Source organism: Streptomyces sp. NPDC006296 (assembly GCF_040613235.1).
In the GTDB taxonomy this organism is placed as follows: Bacteria; Actinomycetota; Actinomycetes; order Streptomycetales; family Streptomycetaceae; genus Streptomyces.
Window position 1 is genome coordinate 1 of record NZ_JBEXRT010000068.1, and the last position, 19811, is coordinate 19811.

The window sequence follows — 19811 nt, forward strand, 5'->3', positions numbered from 1 at the left end:
TCAAGAAGATCGTCCCCGAGGACGCGGGCGTCATCGTGCGCACCGCCGCCGAGGGCGCGAGCGAGGACGGGCGCACGCTGCCGTAGATCGGCATGTAGTAGATCGACTCCTCGCGGACGTACGCCCCCGGCTTGGGCGCGTGGATCATCATGCCGTCGCCCTTGTAGATGCCGACGTGGCTGATGTCGTCGTAGAAGAAGACCAGGTCCCCCGGTCGCAGGTTCGCCGTCGAGACCCGGGTGCCCACCCCGACCTGGTCCCAGGTGGTGCGCGGCAGACTGACGCCGGCCGCCCGCCAGGCCGCCTGGGTGAGCCCGGAGCAGTCGTACGAGGACGGGCCGGTCGCCCCCCACACGTACGGCTTGCCGATCTGGGCGCGGGCGAAGGCGAGGACCGCCTCCGCCTTCGAGGAGTAACCGCTGTCGGACCCGCTGTCCTGCTGCGGCTTCGGAGCGTCCCCTCCGGTCGCCTTGTCCTGCCGGGCCTGCTGCTTGGCCAGCTCCTCGGCCTTGCGCGCGGCCTCCGCCTCCTTCTTGCGCTCCAGCTCCGCCAGCCGCGCCTTCTCCTCGGCGGTCAGCTTCGACAGCAGCGTGCGCGCCTCGGTGAGCTTCGCCTGCACCTGCTGCTTGCTGGTGCGCAGGGATGCCTGCGTCTCGGTGAGCTTCTCCAGGCTCTTCGTCGCCTCGACGCGCTTGGCGGCGGCCTCCTTCTGCTGGGCGCGGAAGTCGGCGACCGCCTTCTGCTGCCGGCTGGTCATCCGGGCCATCAACTGGTCCTGGTCGAAGTACGACTGCGGGTCGTCGGCCAGGAAGAACGTCGCGGTCGGCCCGACCGAGCCCCCGCGGTACTGCGCCGCCGCGTAGCTGCCCAGCTCCCGGCGGGTCTCGTTCAGCTTGTCGGCACGCTTCGCCGCGGCCTCCAGCAGCGCGTCGACCTTGGAGCGCTGCTCGGCCGACGCGCTCTTCGCCTTGTTGTACCGCTGCGTCGCCGTGCCTGCCTGGCGGTAGAGGTCGTCGACCTTCTTCTGCACTTCCACGATGCCGGGCTTGGGCTCGGCGGGCGCGGCCGTCGCGCTCTGCGTGGAGAGCAGGGTGACGGAGGCGATCGCCGCGGTCGTGAGACCCACGGCAGGGTTCGTGCGCACCCGGGTGCGCGGCTTGCGATGCGATGCCAAGGCCGGCATCTCCTTCCGTGGACCGCCTACCGGGGTAGCGATGGGGTCCCCCCAGGCCGTTCAGGCACCGGGGGGAGGGTTCGGGCGGAACGGAAGGCTGCCCTGCGGCCCGACGGGACGGGCCGGTTCACCCCGGTGCTGCGCGTGGGTCCCCGGTTCCGGGCTCCCCGTCGGGGGAGTACGGATTCGGCGGGGGTGCCCGAGCGGCGCGGTTCGCCTCAAAGGGGTACGGGTCACCCGTCCCCGCACGCTAACCAACCCGTGGTGCCTCTGTGAAGGTTGATGTTCGATATGCCCGATACGTTTTCGTGACCTTTTCCAGGTGGAGGTCCGTCCGGCCGGACCGGCGCCCGGAATCTCACGTTCGGTGCGTGCCCCGTTCCGGTGCGCGTACGGTTCCGGGCCGTTGTCCCCGATGCGGCCCGAGCTGTCGGTGGGGCCGCCCAAGGGCTGTCCCGTCATCCCCGGTGGATCAGCGCGCGGCGTCGGATGCGGTGCATCGCAAGGCGGAGGGACGTCCGCATACTGGATGTATTCGGGCGTTCCGACAACGCGGCGAGGTGCCGTAGCCGTCGTCGCGCGCCCGCCAGGGATGACGGGACAGCCCTTAGACTCGTGAGGCGATGAGCAGCCTCTTTGACGACAGTTTCCTGACCGGCCTCCAGCAAGGGGAGGACGGCCCGCCGCCGCCCCCCGAGGAGCACGCACCCGACACGGTGCCGGAGGGCCTCTTCGAGGACGTCTTCGACGCGCCTCCGCCGCCGCGCGACGCCCACTACCGCGACGGCGCCCCGCGCCCCGTCGTCGACCCCGCGGCGCTGCTCGACGGGCTGAACACCGAGCAGCGCGCCGCCGTCGTGCACGCCGGCTCCCCGCTGCTCATCGTGGCCGGTGCGGGGTCGGGCAAGACCCGGGTGCTCACCCACCGGATCGCTCACCTCCTGGCCGAACGCGGGGTGCACCCCGGGCAGATCCTCGCGATCACCTTCACCAACAAGGCCGCGGGCGAGATGAAGGAGCGGGTCGAGGACCTCGTCGGGCCGCGCGCCAACGCCATGTGGGTCATGACGTTCCACAGCGCCTGTGTGCGGATCCTGCGCCGGGAGTCCAAGCGCCTGGGCTTCACCTCGTCGTTCTCGATCTACGACGCCGCCGACTCCAAGCGGCTGATGGCCCTGGTCTGCCGCGACCTGGACCTCGACCCGAAGCGCTACCCGCCGAAGTCGTTCACGGCGAAGGTCTCGAACCTCAAGAACGAGCTGATCGACGAGGAGACCTTCGCGGGGCAGGCGGCCGACGGGTTCGAGAAGACGCTCGCCCAGGCGTACGCGCTCTACCAGGCGCGGCTGCGCGAGGCCAACGCCCTGGACTTCGACGACATCATCATGACGACGGTCCACCTGCTCCAGGCGTTCCCCGACGTCGCCGAGCACTACCGCCGTCGCTTCCGGCACGTCATGGTCGACGAGTACCAGGACACCAACCACGCCCAGTACACCCTCGTGCGCGAGCTCGTCGGCCCGGCCGGCGAGGGCGACGCCCCCGGCGAGCTCTGCGTCGTCGGCGACGCGGACCAGTCGATCTACGCCTTCCGCGGTGCGACCATCCGCAACATCCTCCAGTTCGAGGAGGACTACCCGGACGCGAAGACGATCATGCTGGAGCAGAACTACCGCTCCACGCAGACGATCCTGTCGGCCGCCAACGCCGTCATCGAGCGCAACGAGAGCCGCCGCCCCAAGAACCTCTGGACGAACGCCGGCACCGGCACCCGGATCACCGGCTACGTCGCCGACACCGAGCACGACGAGGCGCAGTTCGTCGCCGAGGAGATCGACCGGCTGACGGACTCCGGGGACGCCAAGGCGGGTGACGTCGCCGTCTTCTACCGCACGAACGCCCAGTCCCGGGTCTTCGAAGAGATCTTCATCCGGGTCGGGCTGCCCTACAAGGTCGTCGGCGGGGTGCGCTTCTACGAGCGCAAGGAGGTCCGGGACGTCCTGGCCTACCTCCGGGTGCTGTCCAACCCCGAGGACACCGTCCCGCTGCGCCGCATCCTCAACGTCCCCAAGCGGGGCATCGGCGACCGGGCCGAGGCGATGATCGACGCCCTCTCGATGCGCGAGAAGATCTCCTTCCCGCAGGCGCTGCGCCGCGTCGACGAGGCGTACGGCATGGCCGCGCGGTCGGCGAACGCCGTGAAGCGGTTCAACACGCTGATGGAGGAGCTCCGCACGATCGTGGAGTCCGGCGCGGGACCTGCGGTCGTCGTCGAGGCCGTCATGGAGCGGACCGGCTACCTCGCCGAGCTCCAGGCGTCCACCGACCCGCAGGACGAGACCCGCATCGAGAACCTCCAGGAGCTCGCCTCCGTCGCGCTCGAATTCGAGCAGGAGCGGGCGGAGGAGGAAGGCGCGGGCACGCTCGCCGAGTTCCTGGAGAAGGTCGCGCTCGTCGCCGACGCCGACCAGATCCCCGACGAGGACGAGGACGGCTCCGGCGTCGTCACGCTGATGACCCTGCACACCGCCAAGGGCCTCGAATTCCCCGTGGTGTTCCTGACCGGCATGGAGGACGGTGTCTTCCCGCACATGCGCGCGCTCGGCCAGGTGAAGGAACTGGAGGAGGAGCGCCGGCTCGCCTACGTGGGCATCACGCGCGCCCGCGAACGCCTCTACCTCACCCGGGCCGCGATGCGGAGTGCGTGGGGCCAGCCCTCGTACAACCCGCCCTCGCGGTTCCTGGAGGAGATCCCGGACCAGCACCTGGAGTGGAAGCGCAAGGGCCCCATGGCGGCCTCGGCGGGACCGACGTCCGGCATCACGTCGTCCCTGTCGTCCTCGCGCTCCAGGTCGGGGCCCTCGGGGTTCGCGACCCGGCGCGGCTCCGAGAAGCCGGTGGTCACCCTGGTGGCCGGGGACCGGGTCACTCACGACCAGTTCGGGCTGGGCACGGTGACGGCGGTCGAGGGCTTCGGCGACCAGGCCAAGGCGACGGTCGACTTCGGCGACGAGAGGCCGAAGAAGCTGCTGCTGCGGTACGCACCGGTCGAGAAGCTCTGATCCCCGGCCGGTGCGGGAGGGCCTGACCCGTCCGGGTCGGGCCTGACCCGGCCCGGGGGACTCCGACCCGGTGGGCGGGAGCCTCCGACCTCGCGGGCCGGGGGAGGGCCCCGCTTCGTGGACCGGGGAAGGGACCGGCTGCGCGGGCCGGTGCAGGGCCTCGCTCCGTGGGCCCGCGTCGCCCGGCTGCGCGGGCCGGGGGAGTCCGGGCCGTGACGCCCGGTCCCCCCGGTGCTGCTGTCCGGTCCCTCAGTACGGGTTCACACCGTGGCTGCGCAGCCACGGCATCGGGTCGATCGCCGAGCCGCCGCCGGGGCGCACCTCGAAGTGCAGGTGCGGGCCGGTGGAGTTGCCGGAGTTCCCCGAGTAGGCGATGACGTCACCGGCCTTGACCGAGCCGGAACGGATCTTGGTGGTGCTCAGGTGGCAGTACCAGGTCTCGGTGCCGTCGGCCGCGGTGACGATGGCCATGTTCCCGTAGGCACTGTTCCACTGGGTACGGACGGTGCCGTCGGTCGCCGCCATCACCGGGGTGCCGTAGGAGACCGGGAAGTCGATGCCCGTGTGCACGGACATCCAGTTCACACCGGCCTGACCGTAGGTGGCGCTGAGGCCGTGCTGCGCCACGGGCAGGACGAACTTGGGGCGCGCCGCCTCCCGGCGTGCGGCCTCCTCCTCGCGCTTCTTCTTCTCGGCGACCTGGCGTTCCTTCAGGTCGATGCGCTCCTGGGTGCGGCTGGCGCGGTCGGCGAAGTTCTCCGCGTCGGCGCTGAGGTTGGCGAGCTGGGTGTCCAGCTTGTTGTTGGCCACGGCCGTCTTCACGGTGTCCGCGGCCGCCATGGACGTGGTGTCGTCCTTCTTCTCCTCGCCCCCGCCGGCACCGCCCACCGAGGCGGCGGCGATACCCGCGACGCTCATCACGCAGGCGGAGGGGACGGCGACGGTCAGGAGCGCGGAGCGCTTCGCGGGGGTGCGGCGCCTGCCCCGGCTGCCACCGCGTGCGGAACGGCCCACGGGGTGTGCGGCGACCCCTGCGGAGGGCGACTCCACGGCCAGGTCCGCGCCATCGGACGCGGTCCCGCCGGCTTCCGCCTCGGCTCCGGTCCCGGACGTCTCGTCGTACAGGTCCGTGTACATGTCGATGCCCGGCGTTCCCGCCCCGTCCGTAGCGACGTGGTCGTGGGTGCCGGGCGAGTCCTGCGAGGTGTGGGCGTCGATGTCGTGAGCGCCCGGATCGTGGACCCCGAAGTCGTGACCGCCGAGGTCGTGAGCGCCGAAATCGTGAGCGCCGAGGTCGGCGGCCGTGAAGCCGGTGGCCCCGAGGTCGTGAGCGCCGGGATCGTGTGCCCCGAAGTCGTGGGCCCCGAGGTCGAGGGCTCCGGTGCCGTCCAGCGAGGTGAACTCCGCCGTGCCGTACGACTCGTAGGACGCCGGCTGGTGTTCGTGTGACGGATACGACGTCTGTTCGGGGGCGTATGCCGCACTCCCGGGCGTGGCGCCGGTGTTCCAGGCGGTGGCGTCGTAGGTGCCGGTGTCGGCCGCCGCATAGCTCGCGTAGCCCGCCGTCTCGAAGGCGGGGGCGCTGAAGGAACCGGTCGCGTAGGCCGTGGTGTCGAACGTCGTGGTGGGGAAGGCGCCGGTGTCGCCGGCCGCCCACTGACCCGCCTGACCGGTGTGGTCCCACCCGCTGGTGTCCCACTGGCCCGTCGCGTCGGCCGGGGCCGCGGACCCGGGCATCCAGGTGCCGGTGTCGTAACCCTGGGCCGCCTGAGGGTGGACCTGGACGTCATAGGCGCCGTAGGAGGCCTGTTGGTGTGCTCCGGTGTCCCACTGGCCGCTGTCGTAACCGGCGTAGCCGCCGTCGTAGGCCGGGGCGTAACCGCCGCCGTACGTCGTGTCGTGATTACCGTCGTTCTGACCGGGAAGAGTCCCGAAGAGGGGATCGGTGTCGAAACCGCCGGTGGAACCGCTGTCGTATCCGGCATGCCCGGCGTGGGGGTGCTGGTCGTTCACCAACTTCTCTCTCGCCTCGGCAGCAGGACCAGTTCCGGGGTCCGGTGGGGGGACTCCGGGGGTGAGCAGTGGCCGCGACTGTACCCGGCGGTAGACGAGGACGACAATCTTCGGCGGCTTTCAGTCCCTCAGGAAACGGGCAATCGGCCGCCTTTCGGTGGACCGTTCAGTCAGGTTTGGCCCTATGTTCGAAGCGCGTTCTAATTCCCTGCCGCGCTCGACGCCTGTGCTGCGGTGGTGCCGAGGCGTGAAGCTCCGGGTGGTTCGGTGCTGCGACGGCCCGCCGGTGTTGTGGTGCGACGGCGCGGTGACGTTGTGGTGCGACGGTGCTGTGGTGCGGTGGCGCTTCACGTCGGAGACGCGGAGGTGCGGTGACGCTGCGGTGCGAGGAAAACCTCATGCGACGGAGGCGGCTCCCGGCGTGTCGACGGCCGTGCCGTCCGATTCGAGTGCCTGCCGGATCGCCGACGCGACCGCGGGGTGCACGGGAAGGGCGAGATGGCCGATGCCGGTGACGCGCACGTTCACCGCGTCGAGGTCGGGATGATCGACGCAAGCGGTCTCGACGGGGAGCATCACCCTGTCCAGCTCGCTCCAGAAGCTGACGAACCGGGTCCGGCAGCTCGGGGCGGGGCTGCGTAGCTCCTCGATGAGCGGGGAACCGCTGCGCATCTGGCGGACGATGGGGTGCGCGCCGGCCAGCGGGACCGCCGCGGTGCCGCCGTGCGGGGTGCCGAGGGTGACGAGCGTGCGCACCCGGCGGTCACCGCCGAGCCGTTGGACGTAGTACCGGGCGATCAGCCCGCCGAGACTGTGACCGACGACATCGACCTCGTGGTGCCCGGTCCGGGCGCAGATCTCCTCCACATGGCGGTCGAGCAACGCGGCCGCCGCGCGGATGTCGCTGGTCAGGGGCGAGTAGTTGAGCGACTCCAGGCGTCGCCAGCCGTGCCGGGCCAGAGAGCGGCGGAGCAGGACGAAGACCGAGCGGTTGTCGACGAGACCGTGCAGCAGGACGACGGGCGGGCGGTCGTCGGCCGCGACGGGCAGGACGGTCGCGGCTCTCGTGTCCGGCGGCCGGGCGACCCCGCCGGGACCGTCCCCCGTCCCGGTGCCGGTGCTGCCCGTGGTGCCGGTGGCGGCGGTGCTGGTTGCCGGTGCGGTGCCTGGTGCGGTCTCGGTGATCGCGTGGGTCGCGGCGTCCGCCCGGGTCGCGGTGTCCGCCCGGGTCTCGGCGTCTGTGTGCGGGGCGGGTCGGGGAGTGGGCGGCCGGCGCTGCGGGGTGAGGCCGGACGGGTAGACGAGCACGTGCCCGGCGAGGACGACCAGCTCCAGCGCGGTGGCTCTGATCAGCGTGGACGACAGTCGGCCGGGGCGCAGGCACGGCCCGCGCAGCAGCAGGGGAAGGAAAGGCAGGACCTTCATGGCCGACCTCCTCCACTGGCACGCGGGAGAGGCGGCTTCCTGCCCCGCGTGTCCGCACGGACTGCCGCGGAGGACGATCGGCGACCCTGGTGCGCCGGGGGTCGTACCACCGTGCCGTGCGGCTGACGGCACGGTGGTACGACGACCTCGTTGCGGCTCTCCGGCGGCGATCCCCGCGCGTCCCGCAGGTCGCTCGATGCCGGGAACTCCGCCGGTGATGGTGTCCTCTGTGTGATTTCCCCCTCCCGGTCCACCGCGAAACGGCGCCGTGCGGGATGCTGTGGATAACGTTCGTTCACATCGCCGGCCCTTTGGGCGCGGCAGACGCATGTGGAGGCTTTGATGGGTGTGACCGGTCCTATCCGTGTGGTGGTGGCCAAGCCGGGGCTCGACGGCCATGACCGCGGGGCCAAGGTGATCGCGCGAGCCCTGCGGGACGCCGGCATGGAGGTCATCTACACGGGGCTCCACCAGACCCCCGAACAGATCGTGGACACGGCGATCCAGGAGGACGCCGACGCCATCGGCCTCTCGATCCTCTCCGGGGCGCACAACACGCTCTTCGCCAAGGTCATCGAGCTGTTGAAGGAGCGCGACGCGGAGGACATCAAGGTGTTCGGCGGCGGCATCATCCCCGAGGCGGACATCGCTCCGCTGAAGGAGCAGGGTGTCGCGGAGATCTTCACCCCGGGTGCGACGACGGCCTCGATCGTCGACTGGGTGAACGCGCACGTCCGTCAGCCCGCGGGGGCCTGAGCCGGCCGTCGGTCTGCTGAGGCTTGAGCCCGCCGTCAGTCCGCCGTCAGCCTGCGGGGGCCCGAGCCCGCTGTCGGTCTGCGGAGCCTGAGCACGCTGTCCGCCTGATGAGGCCCGGGACCGCCGTCCGTCCGTGGAGGTTTCCGCGGCTCTCCGGGCCCGTCGGCCCGCATGGTGGCTTCGCGTCACTCCTCGCGGTCACTCCGCGTCGTCCTGGGACCGGCCCGCCTCACGGGACGGTTCGGCTGCCCGGGGTGGTCCGGCCGCCCGGGACAGCCCGGTGACCCGGGACTGGCCTATCCCCCGGGGCGGTTGCCCGTGCTGGGGCAGCTCGGCGGTCCGGGGCGGTTGTCCGTGCTGGGGCAGCTCGGCGGCCCGGGGCGGTAGCTCGTCCTGGGACAGCTCGGTTTCCATGGAGGCGCGCAGACGCAGGGTGGACACCAGGCGCTGGAACGCCTCCGACCAGTAGCCACCCGCACCCGGCGAGGCGCCTTCCGGCTCGTCCGGGGTGGTGGTGAGGACCGCGAGGCGGTCCGCCTCGGCCGGGTCCAGGCAGCGCTCGGCCAGGCCCATCACCCCGCTGAAGCTCCAGGGGTAGCTCCCCGCGTCCCGGGCGATGTCCAGCGCGTCGACCACCGACCGGCCGAGCGGCGCGTCCCAGGGCACCGAGCAGACGCCGAGGAGTTGGAAGGCCTCGGACAGACCGTGCGCGGCGATGAAGTCGGCGACCCAGAGAGCCCGTTCGGAAGGCGGCAGAGCGGCGAGGAGCTTCGACCGCTCCGCCAGCGACGCCGTCCCGGGGCCGTCCGCCGGCGGTATCGACGGGGTGCCGAGCAGCGCCCGCGCCCAGTCGGGATCGTGCTGTCGCACGGCGGCCCTGCACCAGGCGGCGTGCAGCTCACCGGCCCAGCCGTCGGCGACCGGCAGAGCCACGAGCTCGTGGGCCGTCCGGCTGCCGAACCGCTCGCGCCAGACACCGAGGGGGGTGGCCTCCACCAACTGGCCCAGCCACCACGAGCGTTCCCCGCGCCCCGAAGGCGGCCCCGGCACCACACCGTCGCGCAGCATCGCGGCGTCGCACTGGTGCGGAGCCTCCACGGCGATGGACACGGCGCCCCCCGTGCGGTCGGGATTCACACAGGTGGTGGCACGGTCCGCCATCCGGCGGGCGAGCGCGGAACCGGGCAGGGCGGAGAGCAGTTCCGCAGCCGTGGCGCGCACGTTGCGGCTGCGGTCCGTCAGCGCCGCCTCCAGGAAGGGCTCGTCGGCCGCCGACAGACCGGAGCGCAGGGAGTCGAGGAACATCAGCCGGTCCTCGGCCCGCTCGGAGGACCACGTGGAGGCGAGCAACGAGCGCGCCCCGTCGGGATCCTGCTCCCGCACGGTCCCGAGCAGCGCGACCCGCTCGGCGAAGAGCCCTTCCGCCCAGAGCTGCCGCACGGCCTCCGGATCCGCCGTGTCCGGCCGCCGCACCCCTCGTGACGAGGCGCGCAACGCGAACCTCCACTCCGGATTCAGCCCGGCCAGCCAGAGACCGCGCGGTCCGGCGAACGCCAGGACGTGCGGACGCAGATCCGTACGGGCCCTCGCCGCGTCCAGCAGCGCGGGCAGCAGCTCCGCCGGAGCGCGGTAGCCGTGCGCACCGGCGGAGGCCAGCCACTGGGGGATCAGCTCGGTGAGATCCGGGGCCGCTCCCCGACGCCCGCCACCGGACGGTGCCGAACGGTCGGCGAGCAACTGGGCGAGCCGGCGCCGAGCGGCGACGGGCAGCGGCGGCCGGAGATCGGCCGGTGCGGGCGCGGGCAGGGCGGTCCCGGTGGCCGGACGCAGGGCGGCCCTGCGGCGCACCGTGTGCGTCGCGGCCGTGCCGAGCAGGGCGGCGGGGCCGACCAGGGCTCCGTCCTCCGTACGGAGAGGTCGCCGATCGGTCCCGAGCAGTGCCGAGGTGACCAGGTCCTCCCATGAGGCGCGCACGGACACGCCGGTCGTGGTGACGGTGAGGGGCATCGGATTCCTTCCCGCTGGTCCGGTGTTGCTGTGGTTCGACGCTCCGGTGGGTCGGTGGGTCTGGGGGCCGTAGGTCTGTGGGTCCGTGGGGCTTCGGGCCGGTGGGTCGGTCGGGCGGTGGTCCGGCGTTGCAGTGGTCCGGTGGTCCTGTCCGGGGTCCGGGCCGGAGGTCTTGGACGCAGGGTCGTCGGGGCGGGGTCGTCGATGCCGGGGAGTCGAGGCGTGCGGTGAGGTCGGCGGACCGGGAGCGGCTGTGGGGGTGAGGCCGAAGGGATCGGCCGGGGCGGATTGCGGCCGTCCGGGAGGCAGCGGCCAGGGCGGGGGAGTGGTGGTGCGCTCGGCAGGGGGCCTCGGCGCCGTGGAGAGACGGGCGCGCGGTGCGTCGGACATCGGAGAGGGTTGCGGGCCCGTGGGGGCGCAGGGGCCCGCGCGTCCGCGCCGCGTCAGGTGAGCGCCACGGCCGTGCTCGGTCCCACGCCGTCGGAGGCGTCGGAGCACCAGGTGGCGAGCGGGTCGAAACCCCGGTGTCCGCACTCGCCGAACACCGTCAGGGGCCCGCCCCCGGAGAGCGCCACGAGCTTCCACCACCCCGGCCGGGACAGCGCCGGGGATGCCACCGGCAGGGCGGACCCGTCCACAACGCCGACCAAGTGCCAGCCGTCCGCGGAGGGCGCGGGCACGACCTCGCGCAGAACGGCCGGCCAGGCGTCGAGCCAGGGATCGTCCCGCAGCGCGTGCCCATAGGCGGCGACGGCGTCCGCCGCCGTCCCGCCCGGCGGCGGTGCCGCCGGGACGGCAGGCTCCCCGAACCGGGCTCCCAGCTCCACCCGCAGCCCTCCGCCGCCCGGATAGGGGGTCACCTCGGCGTCGATCACGGCACCCACCTGCAGTGCGTGGGCCGGGGCGCGACCCGGGGCGCCGTAGGACAACAGCAGGGCGATGCGCCCCGAACCAGCGCCGTGCAGCCAGGTGCGGCGGGTGACGATTCTGCCGTCCGGGGTGTCGTACCGGGCGAGCACCAGCCAGTGGTCGCGCACGGCCGGCCCCTCGGCGGAGCCGGTCAGCCCCACCCTCGTGAGGACGGTGGCCGCCAGCGGGCCGGACAGCCGGTCGAGCCCCAGCCAGGCCGAGTCCAGCAGGTGCAGCAGAGCGCACTCCTCCAGCAGCCGGGCGGGCCAGCCGGCCCCCGACGCCGGTATCGAGTCCAACTCCCTGACCCGGCCCGCGAGTCCCGGGGCCTGCGCATCGACCATCCGGGCGGCCGTTTCCTCCCACAGCCCGTGCCCCGGCCGGCCGGCTGCCGTGAGCCCGCCCCGCAGCAGATCGGCGAGGCGTTGCTCCAACTCCTGTGCGCCGCCCGTGACCCGCTCGGCCCTGCGCTCGGCGCGCCGGGCCGCCGCACGTCCCGCCGATCCGCGGGACGCCGCCGCTGGGCCGGGCCCGTCGCCGGGCAGACGTGACTCTCCCTCAGGACCGCGGTCCGGAACCGCGCGTCCCGTCGTCCGGTGTCCCACCGTCCGGTCGGAGCACCAGGGTTCTCCCCCGTGAGATAGCACCATGGGACCGACGGTAGAGGGCACCACTGACAATCGGCTCCGGCCGCTGCTCACGAGGCTCCGGACCGGCCCGGGGCACCGGTTCCGCGTCCGTCCGAGAGTCGTCCCGGCCAGCTGCCCGGACCGATTGTCAGTGGCGTGGTGCACCGTGGAAAACGCATCGGGTCGACCGATCCGGAGGGGGATCCATGACCGTGTCCGTACAGACCGACGCAGCCGGCCGCGAAGCCCTGAGGCCGCACGCCGAGCAGGCCTTCGCCCATGAGCTCGAAGCGCTTGCCGTCGCCGACGACCGGCCCAGACCGGCCCGTTGGAAGCTCTCGCCCTGGGCCGTCTCCACCTATCTGCTCGGCGGGACGCTCCCCGACGGCACCCTGATCACGCCGAAGTACGTGGGCCCGCGCCGTCTCGTCGAGGTCGCCGTGACGACGCTCGCCACGGACCGGGCGCTGCTCCTCCTCGGTGTGCCGGGGACCGCCAAGACCTGGCTGTCCGAACACCTCGCCGCAGCCGTCAGCGGGGACTCGACCCTGCTCGTCCAGGGCACCGCGGGCACCCCCGAGGAAGCGGTCCGCTACGGATGGAACTACGCCCAGCTGCTGTCGCACGGACCCAGCCGTGAGGCGCTGGTGCCGAGCCCGGTCATGCGGGGCATGGCCGAGGGCATGACCGTCCGGGTCGAGGAGCTGACCCGCATCCCCGCCGACGTGCAGGACGCGCTCATCACGACCCTGTCGGAGAAGACGCTCCCGGTCCCCGAGCTCGGACAAGAGGTCCAGGCGGTCCGGGGGTTCAACCTCGTCGCCACGGCGAACGACCGTGACCGCGGGGTCAACGAGCTCTCCAGCGCCCTGCGCCGCCGGTTCAACACCGTCGTCCTGCCGCTGCCCGCGACCCCCGAGGTCGAGGTGGACATCGTGTCCCGCCGCGTCGCCCAGATCGGCCACGCGCTCGATCTGCCCCCGGCCCCCGACGGCGCGGCCGAGATCCGGCGCGTCGTCACGGTCTTCCGCGAGCTGCGGGACGGCGTCACCACGGACGGCCGCACCCGGCTCAAGTCACCGTCCGGGACGCTGTCCACGGCCGAGGCGATCTCCGTCGTCACCGGAGGTCTCGCGCTCGCCGCACACTTCGGCGACGGGGTCCTGCGCCCCGGGGACGTGGCGGCCGGCATCCTCGGGGCCGTCGTCCGCGACCCCGCGGCCGACCGCCTGGTCTGGCAGGAGTACGTCGAGACGGTCGTCCGGGAGCGCGACGGCTGGCAGGACTTCTACCGGGCCTGCCGCGAGGCCGCCGTATGACACCCCGCAGCGGCGGGACCGCCCCCTCCGGGGGACCGCTGCTGCTCGGGGTGCGCCACCACGGACCGGGCTCCGCACGCGCGGTCCTGGCCGCCCTGGACCACGCCCGGCCGGACGCCGTCCTCGTCGAAGGGCCCCCCGAGGGCGACGCGTTGCTGCCGCTCGCCGCCCACCCCCGGATGCGCCCGCCGGTCGCGCTCCTCGCCCACGCCGTCGACGACCCCGGCCGCGCCGCGTTCTGGCCGATGGCGCACTTCTCGCCCGAGTGGGTGGCCATCCGCTGGGCCTCGTCCCACGGGATCCCCGTGCGCTTCGTGGACCTGCCCGCCGCCCAGTCGCCTGCCCTGGCGGACCCGGAGGGGGACGCCGCGGGCGGCGGCCGGGGCATCGATCCGATCGGAGTCCTCGCCGGGGCCGCGGGCTACGACGACCCCGAGCGCTGGTGGGAGGACGCCGTCGAGCACCGCGGGGCGGACGGCGGGCCGGCCGGCCCGCTGGCCCCGTTCGCCACGCTCGCCGAGGCGATGACCGCGCTGCGCGAGGCGTACGGGGACGGAGGCCACCCGTACGACGCCGTCCGGGAGGCCTGCATGCGGCTCCGGCTGCGCGCCGCCCGCAAGGAGTTCGGCGAGCACATCGCCGTGGTCTGCGGCGCGTGGCACGTCCCCGCGCTCCACACGAGGACGACGGTCGCCGCCGACCGGGCGCTCCTCAAGGGGCTGCCCCGGGTGAGGGTGGAGCTGACCTGGGTGCCCTGGACCCCTCAACGGCTCGCCCGGCACAGCGGGTACGGCGCGGGGATCGAGTCCCCCGGCTGGTACGGCCACCTCTTCGACGCACCGGACCGGCCCGTGGAGCGCTGGATGACGAAGGTGGCCGGACTGCTGCGCGACACGGACAGGACGGTGTCCCCGGCGGACGTCATCGAGGCGGTCCGGCTCGCCGGGACCCTGGCGGCGCTGAGGGGCCGGCCGGCCGTCGGCCTGACCGAGGCCACCGATGCCGTCAGGGCCGTCCTGTGCGAAGGGTCCGACGTGCCGCTCGCCCTCGTGCGCGACCGGCTCGTCGTCGGGGAGGCCCTCGGCGAGGTCCCGGAGACCGCCCCGGCCGTCCCCCTCCAGCGTGATCTGGACCGGCAGCAGCGCACGCTGAGGCTCCGGCCCGAGGCCGCGAGGCGCGAGCTGGAGCTCGACCTGCGCAAGGACACCGACGCGGCCCGCAGCCGGCTCCTGCACCGGCTGCGGCTGCTCGGCGTGCACTGGGGCGAGCCCATCGCGGGCCGGGGGAGCACCGGCACCTTCAGGGAGAGCTGGCGGCTGCACTGGGAGCCCGAGCTGTTCGTCCGGACCGCCGAGGCCGGTGTGTGGGGCACCACCGTGCTCGGCGCCGCCACCGCCAGGGCCGAGGCGGACGCCGTGGCGGCATCCTCGCTCGCCGGGGTCACCGCGCTCGCCGAGCGGTGCCTCCTGGCGGGTCTGTCCGAGGTCCTGCCCGTGGTGATGCGGGCCCTCGCGGACCGTGCCGCCCTCGACGCGGACGTCGGCCACCTCGCCGACGCGCTGCCCGCCCTGGCCCGCTCCCTGCGGTACGGCGACGTACGCGCCACCGACACCGCCGCCCTGGGGGAGGTCGCCGTCGGCCTCGCCGAGCGCGTCTGCGTGGGCCTGCCGCCGGCCTGCACCGGCCTCGACGCGGACGCGGCCGCGGAGGCGCACCGCCGGGTGGACGGGGTGCACACGGCGGTCGGGCTGCTCACCGGCGCGGTGCGGGCGGACGGACTGCCCGAGCGGTGGACCGGCGTCCTGCGCAGGCTCGCCGCCGGGGACACCGTCGCCGGGGTGATCCGGGGCCGCGCGGCACGCCTGCTGCTCGACGGCGGACACCTGGCCCCGGGCGAGACCGCCCGGCTGATGGAGCCGGTCCTCTCGCCGGGCACGGCACCGGCCGACGGGGCCGCCTGGATCGAGGGGTTCATCGGCGGAGCGACGGGAGGCGGTCTGCTGCTCGTCCACGACGAACGCCTGCTCGCGCTCGTCGACACCTGGCTGACGGACATACCCTCCGCCGCCTTCGACGACGTACTGCCCCTGTTGCGTCGCTCGTTCTCCGTCTGCGAGCCCGGTGTGCGGCGGGCGTTGGGCGAGCTCGTCCGCCGCGGGCCCGGCCCCGGCGCGACCCCGGAGGAAAGCGTGCCCGCCGCCCCGGGCTTCGGCGAGGGGCTCGACGGGGAGCGGGCGGACGCGGTGCTCCCGGTGCTGCGCCTGCTGCTCGGCCCCGGCACACCGGCGGAGCCGAGGACGGGCCGATGAGCACCGCCCGGGAGGACACGGAGAGGGAGAAGAGGACGATGGAGAAGGCCCGTGGCGGCGGAGGAACTCCAGCCGAGGAGGAGCGGGTGCGGCGCTGGCGCATGGTGCTCGGTGCGGAGAGCGCCGAGAGCACCGGCAGCGCGCTCGGCGGGCGCGACGAGGCGGTGGACGCAGCACTGGCCGCGCTCTACGACGGTGGCACGAAGCCGGGCAGCCGGGGCGGAGCCGAGCGTTCCGCGGGCCTCGGTGCCTCCGCCCCGGCCGTGGTCCGCTGGCTCGGCGACATCCGTACGTACTTCCCGGCCTCCGTCGTCCAGGTCATGCAGCGCGACGCGATGGACCGGCTCGGGCTCTCCGAGCTGCTGCTGGAGCCGGAGATGCTCGACGCGGTCCAACCCGACGTCCACCTGGTCGGCACGCTGCTCTCGCTGACGAAGGCGATGCCTGAGACCACGAAGGAGACGGCCCGCGCCGTCGTGCGCAAGGTCGTCGACGATCTGGAGCGCCGGCTCGCCACCCGCACCAGGGCGACGCTGACCGGCGCCCTCGACCGCTCCGCCAGGACCGGCCGGCCGCGCCACCGTGACATCGACTGGGACCGCACGATCCGGGCCAACCTCGGGAACCACGTGTCCCTCCCCGGCCGGGAGGGGCACGGCACGGTGATCCCCGAGCGTCTCGTCGGGTACGGGCGCGCGGACCGGTCGGTGCGGAAGGACGTGATCCTCTGCGTCGACCAGTCGGGCTCGATGGCCGCCTCGGTCGTCCACGCCGCCGTCTTCGGGGCGGTGCTCGCCTCGATGCGGACCCTGAACACCCGTCTCGTGGTGTTCGACACGGCCGTCGTCGACCTCACCGACCAGCTCGACGACCCGGTGGACGTCCTGTTCGGCACCCGGCTCGGCGGCGGTACGGACATCAACCGCGCGCTCGCCTACTGCCAGTCCAGGATCACCCGTCCGGCCGACACCGTCGTCGTCCTCGTCAGTGATCTCCACGAAGGAGGGATCCACGACGAGATGGTCGAGCGGGCCGCCGCGATGAAGGCCTCCGGTGCGCAGTTCGTGGCCCTGCTGGCCCTGTCCGACGAGGGAACCCCTTCGTACGACCGTGCGCACGCGGCGGCGCTGGCGGCGCTCGGCGCCCCGGCCTTCGCCTGCACGCCCGACCACTTCCCCGAGGTCATGGCGGCCGCGATCGAGAAACGGCCCCTGCCGGTCCCCGATCCCTCCCCCGGCGGGTGATCGGTCCTGGCCACGGTGGGTGAACGGGCCTGGTGGGTGATCGGTCCCGGCCAGGGTCGGTGAACCGACCCTGCCTCGGGGGAGGGAACGTCCCCGGGGGTGAACGTCGCCGGTGGGTGAACGGCCCCTGCTGGTGATCGGCCGGCGGATGACGCAGCCCGGACGGAGGACGGGGCCCGCCCCTGGACGCGGGCCCAGGGCGGTACCAGCGGGCACGGTCACGACCGGGGTGCGCGGCGACGGTCAGGGGCCGGGCTCGGCCGAGCCGGGCACGTCCTGGCCGGACACGTCCGGCTGCGGCGGAGCCTGTGCGGCGCTACCGGGCGGGACGTGTGGTGGCGCGCACAGTGGTGCGGCACGACCGGACGCCGTCACGACCCCGATGAGCGGCGGCGGTCAGGGGCCGGGCTCGGACGGTGCCGGCCGAGCCGGTCCGCGTGCCTGGCCGGGGACGGGCCGCGCGTCCGGCCGAGCCCGGTCCGTGCCCTCGCCCCGGACGGCCCGGCCCGCGTCGCCGACGCACCGTTCTGTCCTTCGCACCCCGGCCACCAGCACAGTCTGTGACGGGTATCACCGCTCAGGTGTGATGTGCAATTTAGGGTCCGGCGCGGCGCGGGGATAACCTGCCGGATGGACATGCCGCGTACCGGGTCTCCGTGTGCGCCTCCCTTGTGACTGCGCAGTCACGTTGCCCTCGCGGCACGCCCACGCAGAAAACGAACCGCGAGACCACTAAAAGGGACGGACGCGCGTGGACCTGTTCGAGTACCAGGCGAGGGACCTCTTCGCCAAGCACGGTGTACCGGTGCTGGCCGGTGAAGTCATCGACACGCCTGAGGCAGCCCGCGAGGCGACCGAGCGGCTGGGCGGCAAGTCCGTCGTCAAGGCGCAGGTGAAGGTCGGCGGCCGCGGCAAGGCCGGCGGCGTCAAGCTGGCGGCGGACGCGGACGAGGCGGTCGCTCGCGCGACCGACATCCTCGGCATGGACATCAAGGGCCACACGGTCCACAAGGTGATGATCGCCGAGCTGTCCCCGGAGATCGAGGCGGAGTACTACGTCTCGTACCTCCTCGACCGCACCAACCGCACCTTCCTCGCCATGGCCTCGGTGCAGGGCGGCATGGACATCGAGGAGGTCGCGGAGAAGACTCCCGAGGCCCTCGCGAAGGTCCCGGTCAACGCCGTCGACGGCGTCGACATCGAGAAGGCCCGCGAGATCGTGGCCCTGGCGAAGTTCCCGGCCGAGGTGGCCGAGGGTGTCGCCGAGGCCATGGTGACCCTGTGGGACACCTTCGTCGCCGAGGACGCGCTCCTCGTCGAGGTCAACCCCCTGGTGAAGACCAAGGACGGCCGCATCCTGGCGCTGGACGGCAAGGTGTCTCTCGACGAGAACGCCGACTTCCGTCAGCCCGGCCACGAGGCCCTTGAGGACAAGGCCGCGGCTAACCCGCTGGAGGCCGCTGCCAAGGCCAAGAACCTCAACTACGTCAAGCTCGAGGGCGAGGTCGGCATCATCGGTAACGGTGCCGGTCTGGTCATGTCGACCCTGGACGTCGTCGCGTACGCCGGTGAGCAGCACGGCAACGTGAAGCCCGCCAACTTCCTCGACATCGGGGGCGGCGCCTCCGCCGAGGTCATGGCGAACGGCCTGGAGATCATCCTCGGCGACCCGGACGTCAAGTCCGTCTTCGTCAACGTCTTCGGTGGCATCACCGCCTGCGACGAGGTCGCCAACGGCATCGTGCAGGCCCTGGAACTGCTCAAGTCCAAGGGCGAGGACGTCACCAAGCCGCTGGTCGTGCGCCTCGACGGCAACAACGCGGAGCTGGGTCGCAAGATCCTCTCCGACGCCAACCACCCGCTGGTTCAGCGTGTGGACACCATGGACGGCGCGGCCGACAAGGCCGCCGAGCTCGCCGCGGCTGCGAAGTAAGGGACGAGGGACTCCAACACCATGGCTATCTTCCTCACCAAGGACAGCAAGGTCATCGTCCAGGGGATGACCGGCGCCACGGGCATGAAGCACACCAAGCTCATGCTGGCCGACGGCACCAACATCGTCGGTGGCGTGAACCCCCGCAAGGCGGGCACCTCCGTCGACTTCGACGGCACCGAGGTACCCGTGTTCGGATCCGTCGCCGAGGCGATGGAGAAGACCGGCGCCGACGTGTCCGTCCTCTTCGTGCCGCCGGCCTTCGCGAAGGCCGCCGTCGTCGAGGCGATCGACGCCGAGATCCCGCTGGCCGTCGTGATCACCGAGGGCATCGCGGTCCACGACTCGGCCGCCTTCTGGGCGTACGCCGGTTCGAAGGGCAACAAGACCCGGATCATCGGCCCGAACTGCCCCGGTCTCATCACCCCCGGCCAGTCCAACGCCGGCATCATCCCGGGCGACATCACCAAGCCCGGCCGCATCGGTCTCGTGTCCAAGTCCGGCACGCTGACCTACCAGATGATGTACGAGCTCCGTGACATCGGCTTCTCGTCCGCCGTCGGCATCGGTGGCGACCCGGTCATCGGCACCACGCACATCGACGCCCTCGCGGCGTTCGAGGCGGACCCCGAGACCGACCTCATCGTGATGATCGGCGAGATCGGTGGCGACGCCGAGGAGCGTGCCGCCGACTACATCGCGAAGAACGTCACGAAGCCGGTCGTCGGCTACGTCGCGGGCTTCACCGCGCCCGAGGGCAAGACCATGGGCCACGCCGGCGCCATCGTCTCCGGCTCCTCGGGCACGGCCGCGGCCAAGAAGGAGGCCCTTGAGGCCGCAGGCGTGAAGGTCGGCAAGACGCCGACCGAGACCGCCAAGCTGGCGCGCGAGATCCTCGGCGGCTGACCGCTCCGGCGTCACCGCACACAGCGGAAACGGCGCGGGCGTCATCGCGGCCAACGACGAGTTCTTCGCCGAGCGCGAGAACCTGCTGAAGCCGGAGCCCGCCGCGTTCGACCCCGAGCGCTTCG

General features: G+C 72.9%; 11 protein-coding genes and 1 pseudogene. 7 read left to right on the forward strand and 5 right to left on the reverse strand.

Annotated elements, in window-relative coordinates:
* Positions 1 to 64 precede the first annotated feature (64 nt).
* Positions 65 to 1183: pseudogene (locus tag ABZ172_RS29155) on the reverse strand (NlpC/P60 family protein); the annotation flags it as partial.
* A 614-nt stretch (positions 1184 to 1797) separates the two neighbouring features.
* Between ABZ172_RS29155 and pcrA the strand changes: the two are divergent.
* The gene (gene pcrA, locus ABZ172_RS29160) at positions 1798 to 4236 is read left to right on the forward strand and encodes a DNA helicase PcrA (protein WP_356888199.1); all 2439 of its coding nucleotides are present in this window, start codon (positions 1798 to 1800) and stop codon (positions 4234 to 4236) included.
* A 249-nt stretch (positions 4237 to 4485) separates the two neighbouring features.
* Here pcrA and ABZ172_RS29165 read toward each other — a convergent pair whose 3' ends face one another.
* Positions 4486 to 6249: a M23 family metallopeptidase gene (locus ABZ172_RS29165; protein ID WP_356888201.1), complete on the reverse strand. Its 1764-nt coding sequence runs from the start codon at positions 6247 to 6249 to the stop codon at positions 4486 to 4488.
* Positions 6250 to 6645: 396 nt separating this feature from the next.
* Positions 6646 to 7674 carry an alpha/beta fold hydrolase gene (locus ABZ172_RS29170; RefSeq protein ID WP_356888203.1) on the reverse strand — a complete coding sequence of 343 codons (1029 nt, stop codon included), beginning with the start codon at positions 7672 to 7674 and terminating at the stop codon, positions 6646 to 6648.
* A gap of 342 nt (positions 7675 to 8016) precedes the next feature.
* Between ABZ172_RS29170 and ABZ172_RS29175 the strand changes: the two genes are divergently transcribed.
* Entirely contained in the window at positions 8017 to 8430 is a 414-nt protein-coding gene (locus ABZ172_RS29175; RefSeq protein ID WP_356888205.1) for a cobalamin B12-binding domain-containing protein, read from the forward strand.
* Between the two features lie 198 nt (positions 8431 to 8628).
* Here ABZ172_RS29175 and ABZ172_RS29180 read toward each other — a convergent pair whose 3' ends face one another.
* Together ABZ172_RS29180 and ABZ172_RS29185 are read right to left on the reverse strand one after the other, a co-directional pair.
* Positions 8629 to 10437, reverse strand: coding sequence for a DUF5691 domain-containing protein (locus tag ABZ172_RS29180; RefSeq protein WP_356888207.1), 1809 nt, complete (start codon positions 10435 to 10437; stop codon positions 8629 to 8631).
* 443 nt (positions 10438 to 10880) lie between these two features.
* A complete protein-coding gene (locus tag ABZ172_RS29185; RefSeq protein ID WP_356888209.1) occupies positions 10881 to 12020 on the reverse strand; it encodes a hypothetical protein in 1140 nt (379 codons plus the stop codon).
* 161 nt (positions 12021 to 12181) lie between these two features.
* On the opposite strand from ABZ172_RS29185, the gene ABZ172_RS29190 reads away from it, so the two are divergent.
* The 5 genes from ABZ172_RS29190 to sucD all read left to right on the forward strand — a co-directional run bounded on the left by ABZ172_RS29190 (position 12182) and on the right by sucD (position 19686).
* Positions 12182 to 13294 carry an AAA family ATPase gene (locus ABZ172_RS29190; protein WP_356888211.1) on the forward strand — a complete coding sequence of 371 codons (1113 nt, stop codon included), beginning with the start codon at positions 12182 to 12184 and terminating at the stop codon, positions 13292 to 13294.
* Complete coding sequence (locus ABZ172_RS29195; protein ID WP_356888213.1) at positions 13291 to 15603, forward strand: DUF5682 family protein; 2313 nt, start codon at positions 13291 to 13293, stop codon at positions 15601 to 15603. The genes ABZ172_RS29190 and ABZ172_RS29195 overlap by 4 nt, the downstream gene beginning before the upstream one ends.
* 38 nt (positions 15604 to 15641) lie before the next feature.
* Positions 15642 to 16847 (forward strand): VWA domain-containing protein, encoded by a 1206-nt coding sequence (locus ABZ172_RS29200; protein WP_356888217.1) that lies wholly within the window; start codon positions 15642 to 15644, stop codon positions 16845 to 16847.
* 751 nt (positions 16848 to 17598) lie between these two features.
* Positions 17599 to 18780, forward strand: coding sequence for an ADP-forming succinate--CoA ligase subunit beta (gene sucC / locus ABZ172_RS29205; protein WP_356888215.1), 1182 nt, complete (start codon positions 17599 to 17601; stop codon positions 18778 to 18780).
* Between the two features lie 21 nt (positions 18781 to 18801).
* On the forward strand, positions 18802 to 19686 hold the full coding sequence (sucD, locus tag ABZ172_RS29210; RefSeq protein ID WP_356737463.1) for a succinate--CoA ligase subunit alpha: 885 nt from the start codon (positions 18802 to 18804) through the stop codon (positions 19684 to 19686).
* The last annotated feature ends 125 nt before the right edge of the window (positions 19687 to 19811 follow it).